We start from the raw sequence: 20,968 nt of genomic DNA on the forward strand, positions 1-20,968 counted from the left end.
CGACTCCGCGGCCGCAACGCGCCGGTGGTGCGTATCGCAATGTTCGACCTGGCCTGAACCGGGCCGAGTATGCGCCCGGGTCCTGCGCATCGCCAGCAGCGGGCCCGTGCATCGTGCCTTGGCGCCTCGTTCAGTCTGCGCGTGGCAGCGTGGCGCATCGCGTTCAAGGAGCAAGCCCATGCAATCGACGACCCCGGCGCGGGTGCGCGCACTCGCTTCGACCTTGGCCCTGGGCCTGTGCGCCTGCGCGCCGCTGGCGGCGATGGCCGCCGACCCGGTGCCGGAGCTGCAGCGCCAGCCCGGCGCCGCGCAGGCGGTGGGCGTGGTGCACACGATCCGCCAGATCCCCGAGGCCTGCGTGCGTTTCGAAGGCGTCTACACCGGCGAGGCGGCGCAGCCCTACAAGTTTTCCGCGGTGCGCAGCAGCCCCACCTGCCAGCCGCGCGCCAGGCTGGTGGAATTCGACCAGGCCAAGCCCAGCGAGGCGACGGGTTGGAAGTTCAACGACGTGATCCGCGTGCCCAGCGCCGCCTGCCCGTCGCAACAGGCGGTGGTGCGGGTGTGGCGCAAACCGGTCGCCGCGCCGACCGAGCGCGACGGCCAGGGCCAGTCGCGGATCTATCTGGAGGAGGCCAAGAAGCAGGCCGCCGCCGGCACCATTGCGCAGGTGCCGCAGTTCACCGCGCAGATGACGGTGGAAGGCAAGCCCTGCCGCTGAGCCGAGGCGTGGTGGCGGCGCGCTCGCGCCGTTGCCGGGTTGCGGCATGGCGGTTCGGCGACCCGCCGCGGTGCGCCTTGGATGCCGCGTGACCGGGCGCGTCCTGGCCAGGCACGATGGACGGGGCACGCCCGTCTTCCTGGCGATCCATCGCCGCCAATGCGCGTTTTGGAATGCGTGTTGCGCGTTCGAGCGTTGCCTTCGGTGGTCAGGTCCCCGCGCGATGCCGCGTGGCGTTATGGAACCAGGTGTAGCCGGCCTGCCGCCGGCGCATCCCGTCCTCGGCGACCTCGCCCATGTGCCTGGGCGCGCCATCCTTGATTCCTCCTTGGTCCGCGCCCTGAACGCGCAATCGAATTTGAGTTCGGCTCCGCAGGCGCGGCCGCAGCACCGGCACGCGGCCTGCGTATTCCGATAGGCCTGGTCGACCGGCATTGCGCGCGTGGTCGGGCGAGTGCGCCAAGCGAAATCCGTTCTCGCCCATGAGCGCTCAGGTCGCGCTGCGGATGCCGGTTGGCCTCCGGCATCGCGCGGCATCGCAGCGGATCTTCGCCGTGAATCCGATCCGCCCGTGCGCTTGGACAAGCCCCTTCGAGACGGGAGGGCGCCTCAGCGGACGCCTCAGGAAGGCGAGGGCACCGGGCGCGGCTTGCGCAAGCTCAGCCACAGCGCGGAGAGCAGGAAGTAGGCCCCGCCGAAGCCGGCGTAGGGCGCGAGCTGGGCGAGCGCCGGCGCCGTGCCGAACGACTGGATGACGAAGAACACGCCGGCGAGCGCCGATTGGGCGCCGCTGATCATCATGAAGACCTGGCCGCCGAGCCGGCGGCGACGGATGCCGACGGCGAGCTGGAACAGCCCGGCGAGCAGCGCCCATGCGCCGAACACCAGGACGCCGCCCGCGTTGCCGTGCAGCGCGTACGCGACGGCCATGGCAACGGCGGTGACGGCACTGACCAGCGCATTGAACGTCTGCCCCGGATTGGCCTGGCGCCCGCCGCTGCGCCGCGCATCCAGCACGTTGGCGATCGCATCCCAGGCCGGGTAGAGCACCAGCAGCGTGACGGTGAGCGCCACCGATGCAGGTGCGGAGAGGAGGACAGCGGCCACCCAGGCAAAGGCGACGCCGGCACGCAGGAAGTAGAAGTTGCGAAGTGAATTCATGAGGTCGTCCTCGGAAAGTGCGTATCAACCTACTAGTTGGTAGATTACTAGTCAATGAATTTCGGCGCCCAGGTGAAGAATCGCATTTCTGAATCGATTGGATCTGGATGGCTACCTACCAGGTGGTAGAATCGCGCGATGACGACCCAGCAGAAACTCATCGATTCGGCCCGCTATCTGATCCAGACGCGGGGCTACAACGGATTCAGCTACGCCGACGTCGCCGAGCAGGTGCAGGTGCGCAAGGCGAGCATCCATCATCACTTTCCCGCCAAGGCCGATCTTGCGCGGGCGGTCGTGGAGGAATCCCGCGCGCTGATCCTCGCGCAGACGCGGATGCTGGAAAGCGGGGCCTTCGATCCCGAGCAACAGCTCGGCTTCTACACCGGCTACTGGGAGAAGTGCATCGCCGATGCGTCCGCGCCGTTTTGCGTCGCCGGCATGCTGGCCAGCGAATTGCCCACCTTGCCCGACGACCTGGCCGAGCAGGTGCGCGCGCATTTTCGCGACCTGTCGAACTGGCTGGAGATCGTGCTGACCAAGGGCGCGCAACTGGGCCGGTTCCAGCTGCAGGGCTCCGCCCGGGTGGAGGCGGCATCGTTCATGTCGATCGTGTACGGCGCGATGCTCACCGCGCGTGCCTATGGCGAACCGAAGGTGTTCGCGGAGATCGTCCAAGGCGGCCTGAAGAAGCTCCTGCGCCCGCCGGCCTGATGGCGCTCAGCGCTCCTCCGGCACAGCGCATCGTGGCCCGATGACTCGCGTCCAGGACCAAACTTTCCGGAGGCGGCATTGTTTTCCCGCCCCGCGCCGAGCACGCTGAAAGCCGAGTCCCGAGTCCCGAGTCCCGAGTCCCGAGTCCCGGCACCAGCACCGCCTTCACCCCTCCCAGGCCGGCAACTTCCTCTTCACCGCCACGTTCTTCAGCGCCACGTATTTCGGCAGGCCGTCGCTGCGGTCGTAGGGCGGGTAGGCCTCGCCGCGGATCAGCGGCTGCAGGTAGCGGCGCGCCTTGTCGGTGATGCCGAAGCCATCCTTGCGCAGGAACGCCGGCGGCATCTTCTTCTCGTGGTTGGCGATCTTGCTCAGCGGCGCGGCCTCGATCTTCCAGCGGTACGGCGCATCGCTGCTGCGCACGATCACCGGCATCACCGCGTTCATGCCCTTCAGCGCGAACTGCACGGCGGCCTTGCCGGCGGCCTGCGCCTGTTCCCAGTCGGTCCCGGAGGCGATGTGGCGGGCCGAGCGCTGCAGGTAGTCGGGCAGGGTCCAGTGCACCTTGTAGCCGAGTTCGGCCTTGACCTTGCCGGCCAGGTACGAGGCCACGCCGCCGAGCTGGCTGTGGCCGAACGCGTCGGTGCCGCCGCCGGCATCGGCGACGAAGCGCCCGTCGGCGGTCTGGATGCCTTCGCTGGCCACGACCACGCACCAGCCGACCCTGTCCACCACCTTGCGCACCTGCGCCAGGAACGCGGCCTCGTCGTAGGCGCGCTCGGGGAACAGGATGATCTGCGGCGCGTCGTCCGGCGACTGCGCGGCCAGCCCGGCCGCGGCGGCCAGCCAGCCGGCGTGGCGGCCCATGGCCTCGTAGACGAATACCTTGGTCGAGGTCTCGGCCATCGCCGCCACGTCCAGCGCCGCCTCGCGCACCGACACTGCGGTGTACTTGGCGGCCGAGCCGAAGCCGGGGCAGGTGTCGGTGACCGCCAGGTCGTTGTCGATGGTCTTGGGCACGCCGATGCAGTGCAGCGGGTAACCGAACGCCTCGGCCAGCTGCGACACCTTCCACGCGGTGTCGGCCGAGTCGTTGCCGCCGTTGTAGAGGAAGTAGCGCACGTCGTGCGCCTTGAACACCTCCAGCAGGCGCTCGTACTTGGCGCGGTCGGCGTCCAGCGACTTGAGCTTGTAGCGGCACGAGCCGAACGCGCCGCCGGGCGTGTGCGCCAGCGCGCGGATCGCCGCGGCCGACTCCTTGGAGGTGTCGATCAGGTCCTCGCGCAGCGCGCCGAGGATGCCGTTGCGCGCGGCCAGGACCTTGACCTTGCGCGCGCGCGCCTCGCCGATCACCGCGGCGGCGCTGGCGTTGATGACGGCGGTGACGCCGCCGGACTGGGCGTACAGCAAGGTGCCTTGGGCCATGGTCGGGACTCGCTCCTGGGGTGGGGACATTGCCGGGACATTGCCCGGATGCGGTAAGCTGGGGACCTTGCGGTACAGCGCAGGCGTGGCCCCCGAGTCTAACGCCGCCGGCCGCGCACGGTAATTTCCTCGAGGAGTCAGGTTGATGCGATTGGTTCTGTTGGGACCGCCCGGATCGGGCAAGGGCACGCAGGCGGCCCGCCTGAAGGACAAGCTGCAGATCCCGCACATCTCCACCGGCGACCTGCTGCGCGCCGAAGTCGCCGCCGGCACCGCGCTGGGCGTGCAGGCCAAGGAAGTGATGGCGCGCGGCGACCTGGTTTCCGACGACATCCTGCTCGGCATGCTCGAATCGCGCCTGGGCCGCGACGACGTCGCCAACGGTTTCATCCTCGACGGCTACCCGCGCAACCTGGCCCAGGCCTCGGCGCTGGACGACCTGCTGGCCAAGATCGGCCAGCCGCTGGACGCGGTGGTGCAGCTGGACGTGGCCACCGAGCTGCTGGTCGAGCGCATCGCCGGCCGCGCCAAGGCCGAAGGCCGCGAAGACGACAACCCCGAATCGGTGCGCAAGCGCCTGCAGGTGTACAACGATTCGACCGCGCCGGTGATCGGCTTCTACGACAAGCGCGGCACCCTGGCGCGCGTGGACGGCGTCGGTTCGCAGGACGACGTGCTGGCCCGCATCCTGGCGGCGATCGGCCGCTGAGGCGACCCTGTGCCGAGTAGCCGCAATGCGGCGCTCGGCCGATGTGGCGCTTGGTGACGGGGGTCCTGGGCCATCGAAAAGCCGGACTCCCTGATGTAGCCGTCGTTCTCAAGAGCCGTGTACGCGCTCCGCAGGGCGTGCGGGCTCCAGGCCGCAGACTTCCCACATGCTCGCTTGCGGCGTCGCGATGGATGGCCCGCCGCGACCCGAAGCGTTCCGCGCGACGGCGGCCATCTGCTGATGGGTGCACTGTGGGGGCTTCAGCCCGACAGCGAGCAACGCTGCCAACTTCCGAACTCCGCTCGTCGCGACTGAAGTCGCTCCTACAGGAAGCGGTTGTGGCGGCCATGCTGTGTGCGGTGTGGCGCTTCAGCATTCGGCGCATCCGCATTGTGCCCAGGCTCATCCGTAGCCGCCACGCCGCTGCGTTCGTCCAGGTTGAAACTGCTTGCAGGGCCTTTGCGCCTCGCCAGCCCGATGCAGTGCAGGAGGCTCTGGGTGGCCTCGGGTTATCAGCCCGACCGGGAGCGACCAAGCCGGCCAACTTCCGAGTTCCGCGCGTCGCGACTGAAGTCGCTCCCACGGGAGGCGGTTGTGGCGATCCTGCTGTGTGCAGCGCGGCGCTTCAGCCTCCAGTGCAGCCGCAGCCAGGCCCGGCGCGCGCCCGGGGCCGTAACCACCGCCACGTCTGCCGCGATTGAACCCATTCCTGCAAGGCAATCGCGCTGCGCTGGCCGGGTGCACTGTGGGAGGGGCTTCAGCCCCGACGCGGGAAGGTCTGCCGTGTCATTCGCCACGACGCGAAAGGCTGCAGCGTTGCTCCCAGGAGTGTGCGATCCCGGCCAGGTGCACGTAGGAGGGCTTCGGCCCCGACCGGCCGCAAGGAGGCGCTGGCTGCGCATTCCCGCACCAGGCCACCAAAGCCTTTTTCCCGAAGCGCTCATCATGGATCGTCGCGCGCCGTGTCGTAGGCGACCTGGTCGCGCGGCACGTCCGCCTTGTCCGAGCCCCGGGTGATCGCATCGCACAGGAACAGCCGGGAAAACCGCGCCTCCCGCCACGCTCGAGGCGGGCGGGAGGCCGGAAACCGTCAGGTGCCAGCGGACGGGCTTGCTCAGGGCCCCGCAACATGAGCTCCCTTGGGGATGGCCTCTTGGGGAGTAGGACCGTAGGGTGCTGCGGCTGGCTGGTTCATTTTCGATGTTGGCTCCCGACTTGCCTATCGGGAACTTTCTGCAGGGGGTGTGGGGGATTCCCTACTTGACGCGGTGGCGCCCCGCATGCAGCCATGTGGGCCTGGCGTGCCTTGCCGGCGGCGCCGCGCGCCGGGCCGCCGCCGTCGCGCCGGTTTGCGCGCGTCGGGGGATCGGCGACAATCGGCGCATGAGCAAGATCCATATTCTCGGCATCGCCGGTACGTTCATGGGCGGTGTCGCCGCGCTGGCGCGCGAACTCGGCCATGCGGTCGAAGGCAGCGACCAGGCGATCTATCCGCCGATGTCCACGCAACTGGAGCAGCTCGGCATCGCGCTGAAGCAGGGCTACCTGCCCGAGCACATCGCTGCCGACTGCGAACAGGTGATCGTCGGCAATGCGCTGTCGCGCGGCAACGCCGCGGTCGAGGCGGTGCTGGATGCCGGCCGCGCCTACACCTCCGGCGCGCAGTGGCTGAGCGAGCAGGTGCTGCCCGGGCGCGACACGCTGGCGGTGGCCGGCACCCACGGCAAGACCACCACCACCAGCATCCTCACCTGGCTGCTGCAGGCCGCCGGCCGCGAGCCGGGCTTCCTGATCGGCGGCGTGGCCGAGGACTTCGGCGTCTCGGCGCGGCTGGGCGGCGATCCGTCCCCGCCTGCCGCCGCGCAGCGCGGCCAGGCGCCGGAGGCCGGCGCGGCGAACGCGAACGCGGCGGCCGTCGCCGGCCCCCGCGCGGACGCCGGCGGCGACGCCGCGCCCGTGGCGCAGCGGCCGCTGTTCGTGGTCGAGGCCGACGAGTACGACACCGCGTTCTTCGACAAGCGCAGCAAGTTCGTGCACTACCGGCCGCTGGTGGCGATCCTCAACAATCTCGAATACGACCACGCCGACATCTTCCCCGACGTGGCCGCGATCCAGCGCCAGTTCCATCATCTGGTGCGCACCGTGCCGCGGCGCGGGCGGCTGATCGTCAACGGCGAGGACGCGCACCTGCGCGAGGTGCTGGCGATGGGTTGCTGGACCCCGGTGGAGCGTTTCGGCCTGGATCCGGCATTCGACTGGAGCGCGCGCCTGCTGGTGGCCGACGGCAGCCATTTCGCGGTGCTGCACCATGGCCGGGAGCTGGGCCAGGTGCGCTGGCCGCTGCTCGGCCGGCACAACGTGATGAACGCGCTTGCGGCGCTGGCCGCGGCGCACGCGGTCGGCGTGGCGCCGGCGCAGGTGATGCCGGCGCTGGCGCAGTTCCGCAGCGTCAAGCGGCGCCTGGAAGTGCTGGGGCAGGCGCAGGGCATCACCGTCTACGACGATTTCGCGCACCATCCCACCGCGATCCGCACCACGCTCGAAGGCCTGCGCGCCAAGGTCGGCGCGGCGCGCATCGTGGTGGCGATGGAGCCGCGCAGCAATTCGATGCGGCTGGGTGCGCACGCCGATGCGCTGGCGCCGGCGCTGGAGGCGGCCGACGCGGTGGTGTTCCTGCAGCGGCCGGAACTGGCCTGGGACGCGGCCAGGGTGATCGCCGACGTGCGCGGCCAGGCCTGCGCCGCGGCGGACGTGGACGAATTGCTGGCGGCGCTGCGGGCGCAGGCGCAGGCCGGTGACCATGTGGTGTTCATGTCCAACGGCGGCTTCGACGGCGCGCCGCGGCGCTTCCTGGCGGCGCTGCAGTGAGCGCCATGCGGTGCGGCGGAGTGCGCGCATGAGCGAGGAACGCAGCACGCTGCCGCTGTTCCCGCTGCAGGCGGTGCTGCTGCCGGGCGCGTCGATCAAGCTGCGCGTGTTCGAACGCCGCTACCTGGACATGGTGCGCGAATGCGGCCGCAACGGCAGCGGCTTCGGCGTATGCCTGATCCTGGAGGGCGCCGAGACCGGTGCGCCGGCGGTGCCGGCCGCCTACGGCACCGAGGCGCGCATCGTCGATTTCGATGTCGGCGCCGACGGCGTGCTGGTGCTGAGCCTGCGCGGCGAGCGCCGCTTCCACGTGCTGCGCAGCCGCGTGCGCGACAACGGCCTGGTGGTCGGCGACGTGCACTGGCGCGAGCCGGACAGCGACGACGAGTTGCAGCCGCAGCACGCGCTGCTGTCGACCGTGCTGGACAGCATCCTCGACCAGGCCGCCGACGTGTATCCGGTGGCCGGCCCGCGCCTGCTCGACCAGGCCGCCTGGGTCGGCTGGCGCCTGGCCGAACTGCTGCCGCTGGAGGAACGCCAGCGCCTGGCGCTGCTGCAGGAAGACGATCCGCACGAGCGGCTGGAGCAGTTGCTTGGCTGGATACCTTGAGGCCGGGATTCGGGATTCGGGATGGATTGGCTGGGGTATCGGTGGCGGGTGCGTGGCGAGCTGCCAGGCGCTTTCTGACGAAGCCGGGCAGTGGCGTTCTTGTAGGAGCGGCTTCAGCCGCGACATGCGCCATCCGCGACCCGGGTCGTTCCATACACGACACCGAATTTATAGGTGCGACGAGGCGGCCTCGATCATTGGGCGCGACGGGTTTCGTCGGTAGTGCCTGTCGCGACTGAAGTCGCTCCTGCAGTGCTTCGCTACGCGATCCTGGCGGTGAACGGCTGAAGAGGAGGACGTGTCACTCGGCCTCCGCCGGCGCCTGGCCCTCGCTGCGCACCAGCAACACCGGCACCTGCGATGGGTGGTGCATGTCCTTGCGCGTGGGCAGCGCGTGCAGCGCTTCGGTGACCGCGTTCAGCGCGGGATCGGCGCCGCGCAGCGGCCGCCACAGGCCGATCAGGTTGAAGTGGCGTTCGTAGCGCAGGCTCTGCGCGCTGCCCAGCCACAGCGGCACGTTGCCCGGTTGCAGCTGCGCCGGCGCCGGCCACAGGCGCAGCGCGTAGAGTTCGCCGGGGCGCGGGCCGCTGCGCAGCATCAGCAGCGATTCCACCTGGGTGTCCAGCGTCGCCGGCAGCACCGGCACCTGCTCGGGCTGGGCCTTGTAGTCGAGCAACTGCAGCGCCTGCTGCCAGCCGGCCTGCGCCTGCACGCGCCAGCCGGCGGCCTCCAGCCGGCGCTGCAGCGGCGCCAGCGGCCCAGCCACCTGCAGGTCCAGCGGCCAGCGCTGGTTGTCGTCGAACTCGTTGCGCCGCGACGGCAGCAGGCGCCATTCGTCCTGCCACCACGCGCTCGTCGCCAGGTCCATGCGCACCGGCGGCGGCGGTTCGAACTTGGCCAGCTTGCGCTCCAGGTCGCGCGGCGCGTACCACAGCGCGGCGGCGACGAAGCCGCCATAGAACAGCCACGCCAGCGGCTTCATCCAGAACGCGCGGTTGAAGCGGCGGCGGTAGGCGATGCCCAGCACCAGCAGCCAGAAGATGCCGAACAGCATGCCGCCGATCACGTCGCTGAGCCAGTGCGCGCCCAGGTACAGGCGGGCGAAGCCGATCAGCGTCACCAGCGCGCCCGACAGCAGGTACGGCCACACCCGCGAGCGCCCGGGCAGTTCGCGCGCGATCAGCACGGCGAAGAAGCCGAAGCTGATCGTGGCCATGGTCACCGCCACCGACGGGAAGCCGAAGCCGCTGCTGGCCGCCGGCGGGCGCACCACGTGCACGGTGGTGCCGAGCAGCTTGGTCAGGGCCAGGCCGAAGGCCAGCGCCGCCAGCCAGTGCGCCGCGGCCATCCAGCGCCGGCGCCAGATCAGGTAGCCCAGGCCGAGCGTGGTGGCCGGCACCAGCACCTGCCAGTCGCCGAGCGAGGCCAGCGCGGTCATCGGGTAGTCGGCCAGCGGGTTGCGCAGCGCCAGCATCAGGTCGTGCACCGCCAGGTCCAGCCGCAGCGGCTCGCCGTGGCCGACCACCACCATCAGCAGCGCGAACCAGCACCAGCCCAGCGCCAGCAGCATCACCGCCAGCATCGCCAGCGGCACCGATTCGCGCCGTTGCGGGTCGAACACCGCGATCGAGTAGCGGCCCAGCACCGGGTGCCGGCGCGACCAGTCCAGGCCGCGCGCCAGCAGCGCGTCCATGTGCCCGGCCGACCAGCGGTAGCCGTACAGCACGATCGCCCAGGCCAGGCCCAGCGCCAGCACCAGCAGGCCCACCACCAGGAACAGGCGCCCGGCGACCGCGGCGACCGCGTCGTAGGCCTGGCCGAGCAGCCAGCCCGGGCCCAGGAACAGCAGCGCCCAGGTCACCGCGGCGACGCCGCTGGCGAGGAAATAGCGGCGCAGCGGCATCTTCATCATGCCCGCCACGGCCGGCACGAACGGGCGGATCGCGCCGACGTAGCGCGCGATCAGGATGCTCTTGAAAGCATTGCGGCGGAACATGGTCTCGCCGCGGTCCAGCAGCTGCGGGTAGCGCCGGAACGGCCAGTAGTTGCGCAGCTGGTGGCCCCAGCGGTGGCCGACCCAGTAGCTGAGCGCGTCGCCGGCCAGCGCGCCGAGGGCGGCGCTGACCACCGCGTACGGCCCGGAGATCTGGCCCAGGCCGATCAGCACGCCGATCGCGAACAGCAGCGGCAGCGCCGGCACGATGGTGCCCAGCACGATGACCGCGTCGCAGAACGCGATCGCGAAGATGACCGCGCCGGCCAGGAGGGGATGCGCTGCGACCCACTCCAGCGTGGCGTCGATCCATGATGCATTCATGGGGGGATTATAGGTGGGCTCAGATGGCGTTCCGCTTAAACTGGCGCGATGACCCGCGCGCCGGCCGCTTCCACCCAGATCCTCAAGTCCGACAGCTTCGGGCGCATCCTGCTGGTGCGCGACGGCGGCGCGGGCGTGTTCGTGCGCCGCGACCTGACCGCCGCGCCCTGGTGGCTGCGGCTGCCGGCCTGGTGGCTGGCGCGGCGCGAGGCGCAGGCCCTGCAGCAGTTGTCCGGCATGGCGGCGACGCCGCAGCTGCGCGGCTGGGACGGCACCTTCCTGGACCGCAGCTACCTGGCCGGCGAGGCGATGTACCAGCGCCCGCCGCGCGGCGACCTGGCCTATTTCCGTGCCGCCCGACGCCTGCTGCAGCAGGTGCACCGGCGCGGCGTGGCGCACAACGACCTGGCCAAGGAAGCCAACTGGCTGGTGCTGGAGGACGGCAGCCCGGCGCTGATCGATTTCCAGCTGGCGGTGCGCGGCGCGCCGCGCTCGCGCTGGATGCGGCTGCTGGCGCGCGAAGACCTGCGCCACCTGCTCAAGCACAAGCGCATGTACTGCCGGCACGCGCTGACCCCGGTCGAACGGCGCCTGCTCAAGCGCCACTCCTGGGTGCGCGAGCTGTGGTTCGCCACCGGCAAGCCGGTCTACCGCTTCGTGACCCGGCGCCTGCTCAAGTGGGAAGACAACGAGGGGCAGGGGCCGAAGCCCTGAAGGCCGGGAGTGGGGATTGGGGATTGGGGATTGGTAAAGCGCATGGCTGTGTCTGGGGCTGTCCTGGCGGGGACGACAAAAGCGCTAAGCTGCGGCGAATCTCCAATCCCGAATCCCCAATCCCGTGACCCTGAACGGCAAAACCCTGTTCATCACCGGCGCCTCGCGCGGCATCGGCCTGGCGATCGCGTTGCGGGCGGCGCGCGACGGCGCCAACGTGGCGATCGCGGCCAAGTCGGCGGTGCCCAATCCGAAGCTGCCCGGCACCATCCACGACGCGGCGGCGGCGGTGGAGGCGGCCGGCGGGCGCGGCCTGGCGCTGAAGTGCGACATCCGCGAGGAGGAGCAGGTGCGCGCGGCGGTGGCGGCCACGGTCGAGGCGTTCGGCGGCATCGACATCCTGGTCAACAACGCCAGCGCGATCTGGCTGCGCGGCGCGCTGGACACGCCGATGAAGCGCTTCGACCTGATGCAGCAGGTCAATGCGCGCGGCAGCTTCCTGTGCGCGCAGGCCTGCCTGCCGCACCTGCTGCGCAGCGCCAACCCGCACATCCTGACCCTGGCGCCGCCGCCGTCGCTGGACCCGAAATGGTGGGCGCCGCATACCGGCTACACCCTGGCGAAGATGGGCATGAGCTTCGTGACCCTGGGCCTGGCCGGCGAATTCGGCCCGCAGGGCGTGGCGGTCAACGCGCTGTGGCCGCGCACGCTGATCGCCACCGAGGCGCTGAACATGATCCCGGGCGTCAGCGCGGGCAATGGCCGCCGGCCGGAGATCATGGCCGACGCCGCGCACGCGCTGCTGACCCGGCCGGCGGCCGGGTTCCATGGCCAGTTCCTGATCGACGACGAGGTGCTGGCCGCGGCCGGGGTGATCGACCTGTCCGGCTACGCGCTGGATCCGGCGCAACCGTTGCTGCCGGATCTGTTCCTGGATTGAGCGGCGCAGGCGCAGGCGACGCCAGCGTGGCGGCGGATGCGCCCGGCGCACGGCAGGAGGGGCGTCGGTCGGCCCAGGCCGTTTCCGCGGTGTCGCAAACGTCCCCCGGTTTCGTTCGGGGCGGCGGGCTAACGATTGCTCCTGCAGGACCCGCGCCCGGCCGCTGGGTGCGCTGGAGCGCTGTCGCACGCGGCCCATGCCCCGCGGTTTGCCCGTCCCTGCACGCCGCGGGCGCTACCCTATGCATATGCAGCACGGCGCCGCGGCGCCATGCCGCCGGTTCCCCCATCCACTGGAGTTGTCGCAATGAAATACCTGCACGCCATGATCCGCGTCCACGATCTGGAGAAGACCAGCAAATTCTTCACCGAAGGCCTGGGCCTGCGCGAGACCCGGCGCAGCGAGCACGCGGCCGGCAAGTTCACCCTGGTGTACTTCGGCGCGCCGGAGAACCCGGAAGCCGAAGTGGAGCTGACCTACAACTGGGATTCGGACGAGGACTACGGCAGCGCGCGCAACTTCGGCCACCTGGCGTTCGAGGTCGACGACATCTACGCGACCTGCGCGCACCTGCAGGCGCAGGGCATCGTCATCAACCGCCCGCCGCGCGACGGGCGCATGGCCTTCGTGCGCAGCCCGGACCTGATCTCGATCGAGCTGCTGCAGAAGGGCGAGGCGCTGGCCCCGGCCGAGCCGTGGGCGTCGATGCCGAACACCGGCGTGTGGTGAGCCGCCGCCGCGCGCGCGCGGGATGCGCTGCGCGGCACCTGGCGCCAGCGGTCTTATACTCGTGGGCTTTCCCCTCAGGAATCCCTTCGATGACCGCTTCTTCCGCCGCGGACCTGATCGCCCTCGGCCAGCACTACTACCTGCCGATCTACCGCCAGCGCCAATTGGTGCTGGAGCGCGGCCAGGGCGCCAGGGTGTGGGACAGCGAAGGCCGCGACTACATCGACCTGTCCGCCGGCATCGCGGTGTGCGGGCTCGGCCACAACGATCCGGACCTGACGGCGGCGCTGCTCGAGCAGGCCGGCAAGCTGTGGCACACCAGCAACGTGTTCTACAGCGAGCCGCCGCTGCGCCTGGCCGAGGAACTGGTCGCCGCCTCGCGCTTCGCGCGCAAGGTATTCCTGTGCAATTCCGGCAGCGAGGCCAACGAGGCGGCGATCAAGCTGGTGCGCAAGTGGGCCGCCAGCCGGGGCCGCGCGCCGGACCGGCGGGTCATCGTCACGTTCCGCGGCAGCTTCCACGGCCGCACCCTGGCCGCGGTCACCGCCACCGCGCAGCCGAAGTACCAGGAAGGCTACGAGCCGTTGCCCGGCGGCTTCCGCTACGTGGATTTCAACGACATCGTGCAGCTGGAGACGGCGATGGCCGCCGGCGACGTGGCCGCGGTGATGCTCGAGCCGGTGCAGGGCGAAGGCGGGGTGATGCCGGCCGCACCGGGCTTCCTGGCGCAGGTGCGCGCGCTGTGCGACCGCCACGACGCGCTGCTGCTGCTGGACGAGATCCAGTGCGGCATGGGCCGCACCGGCACCTTGTTCGCGCACTGGCAGGACGACGTGACGCCGGACATCGTGACCCTGGCCAAGGCGCTGGGCGGCGGGTTCCCGATCGGTGCGCTGCTGGCCGGGCCGAAGGTCGCCGAGACCATGCAGTTCGGCGCGCACGGCAGCACCTTCGGCGGCAATCCGTTGGCGGCGGCGGTGGCGCGGGTGGCGCTGCGCAAGCTGGCGTCGGCGCCGATCGCGGCGAACGTGTCGCGGCAGGCGGCGGCGCTGCGGCAGGGGCTGGCCGCGCTCAACGAGGAGTTCAAGCTGTTTTCGCAGGTGCGCGGGCGTGGCCTGATGCTCGGCGCGGTGCTGAACCAGGCGCATGCGGGGCAGGCCGGGGCGATCCTCGATCACGCCGCCGCGCAGGGGCTGTTGACGTTGCAGGCTGGGCCGGATGTGTTGCGGTTCGTGCCCTCCTTGAACCTCACCGATCAGGAGCTGGCCGAGGGGTTGAGGCGGTTGCGGGCGGCGCTGCGGGAGTATGTCGGTAAGCGGTGAGTCGGGATGCGGATGGTGCTTGCTTGCACGTGATGCAACGGCGGCAATAGCCACAGCCAAAGCCAAAGCCGAAGCCAAAGGCCGAAGCCAAAGGCCGAAGCTTTCGCGCTTTGCGCGAGTCACCTTTCTTTGCTTGTGCAAAGAAAAATAACCAGAAGCGCTTTACAGCAGCCGAAGGCTGGTCAAGCACACCCCGGACGCGCGCCCTCCGCCGCGCTCTATGGGGCCCCGAAGAGCAACGTCGAAATCCTGAGCAACAGCAACAGCAACAACCGCTATAGCCATGGCCGCGGGCACAGGCACAGCCGTGGCCGCTGCAGCTGCGGCGGATCTGTTGCGCGGATGCGTGGTGCTTACGCCAGCCCGTGCCGCGCCAATGCGCGGCGCAGGGCGCGGGCGCCGCTGGCGGTTTCGGCAGGCATGCCGATGGCGCGGGCGCCGCGCACGTTGACGAACAGGTCGTCGATGAACAGCGCGTGCCGCGGTGCGACGCCGAAATGGGCGAGCGCGCGCCGGTAGACCTCGGCCTGCGGCTTGCGTCCGCCGAGTGCGCCGCTGCACAGCACACGTCCCTGCAACAACGGGAACAGCGCCGGCACGATCCGTGGGATCGCCTGCGCCATCAGCGTGCCGTTGTTGGTCAGCACGCCGATGCCGATCCTGTCGGCCAGCGCCAGCACGCGTTCGATCACGCCGGGATCGCCGCGGCTGCCGGCCACGCGCGCGGCGATCCAGTCGGCTTCGCCAACCTGCGCGCCCAGGCCCGCGCCGAGCCGTTGCAGATAGTCCGCGGTGGCGACGCCGCCGCCGTCGTAGGCGGTTTCCAGTCCGGACGCGAACAGCACCTCCCGCACCCGTGCCGGATCGCAGCCGCAGTGGGCGGCCAGGTGCGCGATGCGTGCCGTCCGCGAGTAGGCGGCCAGCACGCCGTCGAAGTCGAGCAGCAGCAATCTCGGGCTTGGATGGATCAACGCGGCCACCGTGTCTGGCGCTGCACGCAACGGCGCGGATGGGACATGGCTCGGGCCAGAAATGTCGGTGGCCGAGATTAACCCACTCCCCGCGGCGATGAACGCCACTACCCGCGGCTCGGCACTCGCCCGCCCCCACCCACCCGCTCGCGGCGCACCTACCCGTCGGATCCGGCCGCCGAGCGCTGTGCGCTGGCTATGGTCCCTGCACGCCGCGATCGCGGCGCCGCCGGCCGGGGAGCCGGTGCGCATCCACGCCACATCCACGTCACCTCGGGGGTCTTGAACATGAGCAAGCGTTTGAACGCCGATCGTCTGGCGGAATCGGTATGCAGGGGACTGCGCAACGCACGTCACGGCCACGGACTGGCCACGCTGACGCTGCTGCTGGCCGGCACGCAGGCGCTGCCGGCGCTGGCCGAAGAGCCGGGTGGCGAGGCCAAGACGCTGGACGCGATCACCGTCATCTCCACCGGCACGCGCAAGGCCAACATGGCGGTGACCGACAGCCCGGCGCCGATCCAACTGGTGAGCGCCGAGATGCTCAAGCAGTCGGCCGCGCCCGACCTGATCAACGCCATCGCCAACCAGGTGCCGTCCTACAACGCCAACCAGACCGGCAACGACATGGCGAGCCAGACGCTCACCGCCAGCCTGCGCAACCTGTCGCCCAACCACACCCTGGTGCTGGTCAACGGCAAGCGCCGTCACATCACCTCCAACGTCAACACCACCACCGGCGCGGCCTCGGCCGACCTGTCGTTCATTCCGGCCGCGGCGATCGACCACGTGGAGGTGCTGACCGACGGCGCCGCCGCGCTGTACGGCTCGGACGCGATCGCCGGCGTCATCAACATCATCCTCAAGAAGAACCACGAGGGCGGCGAGGTGGATGCCGGCTACGCCGGCTACAAGGATGGCGGCGGCGGCACCGATTCGTGGGGCGCCAACATCGGCTTCGGCAGCGACGCGGCGTATTTCAGCCTCAGCGCCGAGGTCGAGAACCGCAAGACCGTGTACCGGCTCGGTTCGTACAGCTACGCCGACTGCGTGGCCAACTATGCCGACTGTTCGGCGGTCAATCCGAGCATGGCCGAGTTCCTGGCCGACGACGTCGAGGGCATGACCCTCAACGGGCGCTTCCCCAACGTCAACGCCTGGCTCAATCCGCCGGAAGTGCATCGCAAGGCGCTGTTCTTCAACTCCGGCGCGGTGCTCAGCGACACCCTGGAGTTCTACGCCTTCGGCAGCTACGGCAAGAAGACCGCGGAGTCGGAGGAGAACTACCGCCGCCCCAGCCAGGACGGCGGCTACGTCGATCCGGCGACCGGCGCGGTCAGCCACAAGTATCCGCTGGGCTTCAATCCGTCCGAGGCGTCCGACGAGGTCGACTACGAGCTGACCGCCGGGCTGAAGGGCGTGCTGGCCGACTGGTCCTGGGATTTCTCCAGCAGCTACGGCAAGAACGAGATGGACGTGTACACGCTGAACTCGATGAACTTCAGCCTGTGGCAGGACTACGGCTATTCGCCGGAGGACTTCTACGACGGTTCGTTCTGGGCCAGCCAGTGGACCACCAACCTCAACGCCACGCACGACTTCGACGTCGGCCTGTCGCAGCCGCTGACCTTCAACGCCGGCGTCGAATACCGACGGGACCAGTACGGCATCGATCCGGGCGATCCGACCTCGTACTACGGCGCCGGCGCGTCCTCGTTCCCCGGCTACAACCCGCTGTTCAACACCGGCTCCTACAGCCGCCACAGCTACGCCGCCTACGCCGACGTGGTGTTCAACCCGACCGAGAAGTGGCTGCTCGACGTGGCCGGCCGCTACGAGAACTACAGCGACTTCGGCAGCAAGGTGGTCGGCAAGCTGACCACCCGCTTCGACCTCACCGATACCTTCGCGGTGCGCGGCACCGCCAGCACCGGCTTCCGCGCGCCGACCCTGCAGGAAGGCTACTACTCGGCGGTGCAGGTCGGCCCGACCAGCGCCACCCCGACCCTGCAGCCCAACAGCGCGGCCGCCGCGGCGCTGGGCTTCGGCAGCCTGAAGCCGGAGACCAGCACCAACTACAGCCTCGGTTTCGTGTTCCGGCCGATGCAGAACTTCGACAGCACGCTCGACGTCTACCGCATCACCATCTCCGATCGCATCGGCGTCGGCACCTTCGAGTATTCCAGCGCCGGCCAGCCGGGCGACACCAATGGCGACGGCACGCCCGATGCCGCCTACAACGCCGCGCTGGGCCAGGCGCTGGTCGACTTCGGCTACCTCGGCGGGATCGATCCGGCGGCGCCGGGCGGCTCGCTCGACGCCACCGCCCGGCAGAACATCTCGGTGGCGATCTTCAACAACGCGCTGAAGACCCGCAGCACCGGCGTGGACTGGGTGACCAACTACATCACCGAGTTCGACTGGGGCTCGATCGACTGGATGCTGGCGGCCAACTACAACAAGACCGAGGTACTCAGCGCCAAGCCGGCGCCGGAGGTGCTCGGCGGCGCCACCATGTACAGCGCGGCGACGCTGATCAACCTGGAGAACAACGCGCCCAAGTACCGCGCCAACCTGGGCGCCACGTTCAACGTGGGCAAGTTCAGCCTGCGCGTGACCGAGGCGATCTACGGCCCGCAGTACCAGTTGATCGCGCCATACGACGAATGGAACGGCGACGTCTTTCCCGACAGCGTGCTGGGCCAGCTCGACGTGGTCGACGTCAACGGCGCGCCTTACTACAAGCAGAAGATCGGCACGATGGCGCTGACCAACGTCGAACTGACGTTCCGGCCCAACGACCAGCTGACCGTCAGCGTCGGCGGCGACAACGTGTTCAACAAGTACCCCGACAAGATCCCGTCGGCGGCCTACGACTACCTCGAGAAAAACTACCTCAGCTACTACAACTCGCCGTACCTGACCGGCAGCCCGATCGGCTACTTCGGCGCGCGCTACTACGCCAAGCTGACCTACCGGTTCTGAGCGCCGCGCCCCGCTCGAGCCCCTCTCCTCCAGGGAGGGGGGAGGGGTGAGGGTCCGTCCGCGCCGCAATGCCCGCCACCGATCGCGCCGCGCACCGCACCGGCCGCGGTCCTACCCGCTCCATCGCGACCTACCCGCCGCACACGGCCTGCGCCGCCGCCGCGGCGGCTATGGTCGCTCTGCAATCCGCGAGGCGACGTCGACGATGCAAGCACCAACCAGGGGAGCCATGACCCGCCGCCAATTGCTCGCCAGGATCGGCCTGGCCGGCGGCGGCGCGATGATGTACCAGGCGATGCACAGCCTGGGCCTGGCCGCCGAATCGCGCTTCAATGGAGTGCCGCGGCTGGACGGCGACGCCAGGGGCGCCTCGGTGCTGGTGCTCGGCGCCGGACTGGCCGGGCTGACCGCGGCCTACGAACTGCGCAAGGCCGGCTACCGGGTGCAGGTGCTCGAGTACAACGCGCGCCCCGGCGGCCGCAACTGGACGCTGCGCGGCGGCGATCGCTACACCGAGCTGGGCGGCTTCGCGCAGCAGTGCGGCTTCGACGAAGGCATGTACCTCAATCCCGGCCCGTGGCGCATCCCGCACCACCACAAGGCGGTGCTGTCCTACTGCAGGCAGTTCGGGGTGGCGCTGGAACCGTTCGTGCAGGTCAACTTCAACGCGTTGCTGCACAGCCGCGAGGGTTTCGGCGGTAAGCCGCAGCGTTTCCGCGACATCGACGCCGACTACAAGGGGCATGTGGCCGAACTGCTGGCCAAGAGCACCCGGCAGGGCGCGCTGGATGCGCAGGTGCAGCGCGAGGACCAGGAGATCCTGCTCGAGTCGCTGCGCAACTGGGGCGCGCTGGACAAGGACTTCGGCTACGTCAAGGGCCGCGAGAGCAGCGAGCGCCGCGGCTTCGCCAAGTATCCCGGCGGCGGCCTGTCCGGCAAGCCGCAGTTCTCCGAACCGTTCACCACCCAGGACATCCTGCGCTCGCGGCTGTGGACCACGCTGGCGGCGGGCAACAACTACGAAATGCAGACCGCGATGTTCCAGCCGGTCGGTGGCATGGACCAGATCGGCAAGGCGTTCGCGCGCCAGCTCGGCGACGCGATCCGCTACAACGCACGGGTCACCCGCATCGACCAGGACGCGCACGGGGTCAGCGTCGCCTATCAGGACGGAAACGGCGGCGAGCAACTGGCCAAGGCCGACTGGTGCGTGTGCACGATCCCGCTGTCGATCCTCAGCCGCATCCCGCTGGCGGTGGGCGAGAAGATGGCCGCGGCGATCGGCCAGGTGCCGTATGCGGCCTCGGTGAAGGTCGGGCTGCAGTTCAAGCGCCGCTTCTGGGAAGAGGACGAGGCGATCTACGGCGGGATCAGCTACACCGACCTGCCGATCACCCTGATCAGCTATCCGAGCACCGGTTTCCAGAGCGCCGGCAAGGGCGTGCTGCTCGGCGCCTACGTGTGGGGGCTGGAGGCGTTCGAGTTCACCTCGATGACGCCGCAGCAGCGCGTGGCCAAGGCGGTGGAATACGGCACGCAGCTGCATCCGCAGTACCCGCGCGAATTCGACAACGGCATCGCCGTGGGCTGGCACCGGGTGCCGTTCACCCATGGCTGCTTCGGCATGTGGAGCGATGCCGCGCGCGCCGAGCACTACGAGAACCTGTGCCGGATCGACGGCCGCATCGCGCTCGCCGGCGAGCACGCCTCGTACATCCCGGCCTGGCAGGAAGGGGCCATCACCTCGGCGCTGGACGCGATCGAGCGCCTGCATCGCCGCGTCGTCAATGGAGCCCACGCATGAAGCTGGACCGTCACTGGGTGCTGGCCGCGGCGGTCGCCGCCGCGGTGCTGGCGCCGATGCTGCCACCGGCGATCGGCCCGGCCGCGGCGCAGAGTTCCGATGCCACGCCGCTGTATCCGCAGGCCACGTTCGCCACCGCTTCCGGCGCCACCGTGTACGCGGCGATCTGCCAGGGCTGCCACATGCCCGGCGGGCAGGGCGCGCGCGGCGGCGGCGAGTATCCGGCGCTGGCCGGCAACCCGAAGGTGGCCGCGGCGCCGTACGTGGCGATGATGGTGCTCGACGGCCGCGGCGGCATGCCCGGCTTCGCCGGCATGCTCAACGACCAGCAGGTCGCCGAGGTCGTGCACTACGTGCGCAGCCAGTTCGGCAACGACTACCCTGGCAAGCTCAGCGCCGACGAGGTGCGCACGCTGCGGCACTGAGCCGGTACCGTTTCATTCCCCTTTTCGATCGCGAGGAGTTCCGCATGCGCCGTCCGTCCGTTTCCCGCCCGCTCCGTGCCGGCCTGTGCGCCGCGCTGTGGCTGCCCGCCCTGGCCGGCGCCGCCGAGATCGTGCGCCACAAGATCCCCAACAGCGATTTCCCGATTTCCGCGGCGGTGGAGATCCCGGCCGGCAAGACCACGGTCTATCTCAGCGGCGCGGTGCCGCGGCCGATCGACCCGGACGCGCCGAAGGATTCGCCCGCCGCCTACGGCGACACCAAGGCGCAGACCGTCAGCGTGCTGTCGCAGATCAAGGCGCAACTGGAAGGCATGGGCCTGGGCATGCGCGACGTGGTCAAGATGCAGGCGTTCCTGGTCGGCGACCCGGCGCTGGGCGGGAAGATGGATTTCGCCGGCTTCATGGACGGCTACCGGCAGTTCTTCGGCACGCCCGAGCAGCCCAACCTGCCGTCGCGCTCGGCGTTCCAGATCGCTGCGCTGGGCAATCCGCTGTACCGCATCGAGATCGAAGTGGTCGCGGTACGTCCGTAGGT

Annotated in this window: 17 protein-coding genes; 13 read left to right on the top strand and 4 right to left on the bottom strand. The window is 69.9% G+C overall.

Annotated features, from left to right (window positions below):
- Positions 1 to 262 precede the first annotated feature (262 nt).
- On the top strand, positions 263 to 718 hold the full coding sequence (locus OCJ37_RS04245) for a hypothetical protein (RefSeq protein ID WP_263113580.1): 456 nt from the start codon (positions 263 to 265) through the stop codon (positions 716 to 718).
- 621 nt (positions 719 to 1,339) lie between these two features.
- On the opposite strand, the gene OCJ37_RS04250 is transcribed toward OCJ37_RS04245, so the two are convergent.
- Positions 1,340 to 1,879, bottom strand: a complete 540-nt coding sequence (locus tag OCJ37_RS04250) for a hypothetical protein (RefSeq protein WP_263112454.1) — start codon at positions 1,877 to 1,879, stop codon at positions 1,340 to 1,342.
- 138 nt (positions 1,880 to 2,017) lie between these two features.
- Between OCJ37_RS04250 and OCJ37_RS04255 the strand changes: the two genes are divergently transcribed.
- The gene (locus OCJ37_RS04255) at positions 2,018 to 2,593 is read left to right on the top strand and encodes a TetR/AcrR family transcriptional regulator (RefSeq protein WP_263112455.1); all 576 of its coding nucleotides are present in this window, start codon (positions 2,018 to 2,020) and stop codon (positions 2,591 to 2,593) included.
- Between the two features lie 165 nt (positions 2,594 to 2,758).
- Here OCJ37_RS04255 and OCJ37_RS04260 read toward each other — a convergent pair whose 3' ends face one another.
- Positions 2,759 to 4,018 carry a 6-phosphofructokinase gene (locus tag OCJ37_RS04260; RefSeq protein ID WP_263112456.1) on the bottom strand — a complete coding sequence of 420 codons (1,260 nt, stop codon included), beginning with the start codon at positions 4,016 to 4,018 and terminating at the stop codon, positions 2,759 to 2,761.
- A 145-nt stretch (positions 4,019 to 4,163) separates the two neighbouring features.
- Between OCJ37_RS04260 and OCJ37_RS04265 the strand changes: the two genes are divergently transcribed.
- From OCJ37_RS04265 to OCJ37_RS04275, 3 genes are all read left to right on the top strand, one after another.
- A complete protein-coding gene (locus OCJ37_RS04265; RefSeq protein ID WP_263112457.1) occupies positions 4,164 to 4,727 on the top strand; it encodes an adenylate kinase in 564 nt (187 codons plus the stop codon).
- Between the two features lie 1,383 nt (positions 4,728 to 6,110).
- Positions 6,111 to 7,595 carry a UDP-N-acetylmuramate:L-alanyl-gamma-D-glutamyl-meso-diaminopimelate ligase gene (gene mpl / locus OCJ37_RS04270; protein WP_263112458.1) on the top strand — a complete coding sequence of 495 codons (1,485 nt, stop codon included), beginning with the start codon at positions 6,111 to 6,113 and terminating at the stop codon, positions 7,593 to 7,595.
- Positions 7,596 to 7,623: 28 nt separating this feature from the next.
- Positions 7,624 to 8,205, top strand: a complete 582-nt coding sequence (locus OCJ37_RS04275) for an LON peptidase substrate-binding domain-containing protein (protein ID WP_263112459.1) — start codon at positions 7,624 to 7,626, stop codon at positions 8,203 to 8,205.
- A 301-nt stretch (positions 8,206 to 8,506) separates the two neighbouring features.
- Here OCJ37_RS04275 and OCJ37_RS04280 read toward each other — a convergent pair whose 3' ends face one another.
- A complete protein-coding gene (locus OCJ37_RS04280) occupies positions 8,507 to 10,522 on the bottom strand; it encodes a bifunctional DedA family/phosphatase PAP2 family protein (RefSeq protein WP_263112460.1) in 2,016 nt (671 codons plus the stop codon).
- Between the two features lie 48 nt (positions 10,523 to 10,570).
- Here OCJ37_RS04280 and OCJ37_RS04285 point away from each other — a divergent pair, with 48 nt between their 5' ends.
- The 4 genes from OCJ37_RS04285 (at position 10,571) to OCJ37_RS04300 (ending at position 14,227) form a co-directional block, all read left to right on the top strand.
- Complete coding sequence (locus OCJ37_RS04285) at positions 10,571 to 11,236, top strand: serine/threonine-protein kinase (protein WP_263112461.1); 666 nt, start codon at positions 10,571 to 10,573, stop codon at positions 11,234 to 11,236.
- Between the two features lie 124 nt (positions 11,237 to 11,360).
- Positions 11,361 to 12,176 (top strand): SDR family oxidoreductase, encoded by an 816-nt coding sequence (locus OCJ37_RS04290; RefSeq protein WP_263112462.1) that lies wholly within the window; start codon positions 11,361 to 11,363, stop codon positions 12,174 to 12,176.
- A 306-nt stretch (positions 12,177 to 12,482) separates the two neighbouring features.
- Positions 12,483 to 12,905 carry a VOC family protein gene (locus tag OCJ37_RS04295; protein ID WP_263112463.1) on the top strand — a complete coding sequence of 141 codons (423 nt, stop codon included), beginning with the start codon at positions 12,483 to 12,485 and terminating at the stop codon, positions 12,903 to 12,905.
- 89 nt (positions 12,906 to 12,994) lie between these two features.
- Positions 12,995 to 14,227 carry an acetylornithine transaminase gene (locus OCJ37_RS04300; protein ID WP_263112464.1) on the top strand — a complete coding sequence of 411 codons (1,233 nt, stop codon included), beginning with the start codon at positions 12,995 to 12,997 and terminating at the stop codon, positions 14,225 to 14,227.
- A gap of 353 nt (positions 14,228 to 14,580) precedes the next feature.
- Here the strand turns inward: OCJ37_RS04300 and OCJ37_RS04305 are convergent, their stop codons facing one another.
- The gene (locus tag OCJ37_RS04305) at positions 14,581 to 15,195 is read right to left on the bottom strand and encodes an HAD-IA family hydrolase (RefSeq protein WP_263113581.1); all 615 of its coding nucleotides are present in this window, start codon (positions 15,193 to 15,195) and stop codon (positions 14,581 to 14,583) included.
- Positions 15,196 to 15,486: 291 nt separating this feature from the next.
- Between OCJ37_RS04305 and OCJ37_RS04310 the strand changes: the two genes are divergently transcribed.
- The 4 genes from OCJ37_RS04310 to OCJ37_RS04325 all read left to right on the top strand — a co-directional run bounded on the left by OCJ37_RS04310 (position 15,487) and on the right by OCJ37_RS04325 (position 20,966).
- Positions 15,487 to 18,183 (top strand): TonB-dependent receptor plug domain-containing protein, encoded by a 2,697-nt coding sequence (locus OCJ37_RS04310; protein ID WP_263112465.1) that lies wholly within the window; start codon positions 15,487 to 15,489, stop codon positions 18,181 to 18,183.
- A gap of 229 nt (positions 18,184 to 18,412) precedes the next feature.
- A complete protein-coding gene (locus OCJ37_RS04315) occupies positions 18,413 to 19,987 on the top strand; it encodes an NAD(P)/FAD-dependent oxidoreductase (RefSeq protein ID WP_263112466.1) in 1,575 nt (524 codons plus the stop codon).
- Positions 19,984 to 20,412 (top strand): c-type cytochrome, encoded by a 429-nt coding sequence (locus OCJ37_RS04320; protein ID WP_263112467.1) that lies wholly within the window; start codon positions 19,984 to 19,986, stop codon positions 20,410 to 20,412. Before OCJ37_RS04315 ends, OCJ37_RS04320 begins: the two co-directional genes overlap by 4 nt.
- A 44-nt stretch (positions 20,413 to 20,456) precedes the next feature.
- A complete protein-coding gene (locus OCJ37_RS04325; protein ID WP_263112468.1) occupies positions 20,457 to 20,966 on the top strand; it encodes a RidA family protein in 510 nt (169 codons plus the stop codon).
- Positions 20,967 to 20,968: the final 2 nt, after the last annotated feature.

The organism is Xanthomonas sp. AM6 (assembly GCF_025665335.1).
Lineage (GTDB): Bacteria > Pseudomonadota > Gammaproteobacteria > Xanthomonadales > Xanthomonadaceae > Xanthomonas_A.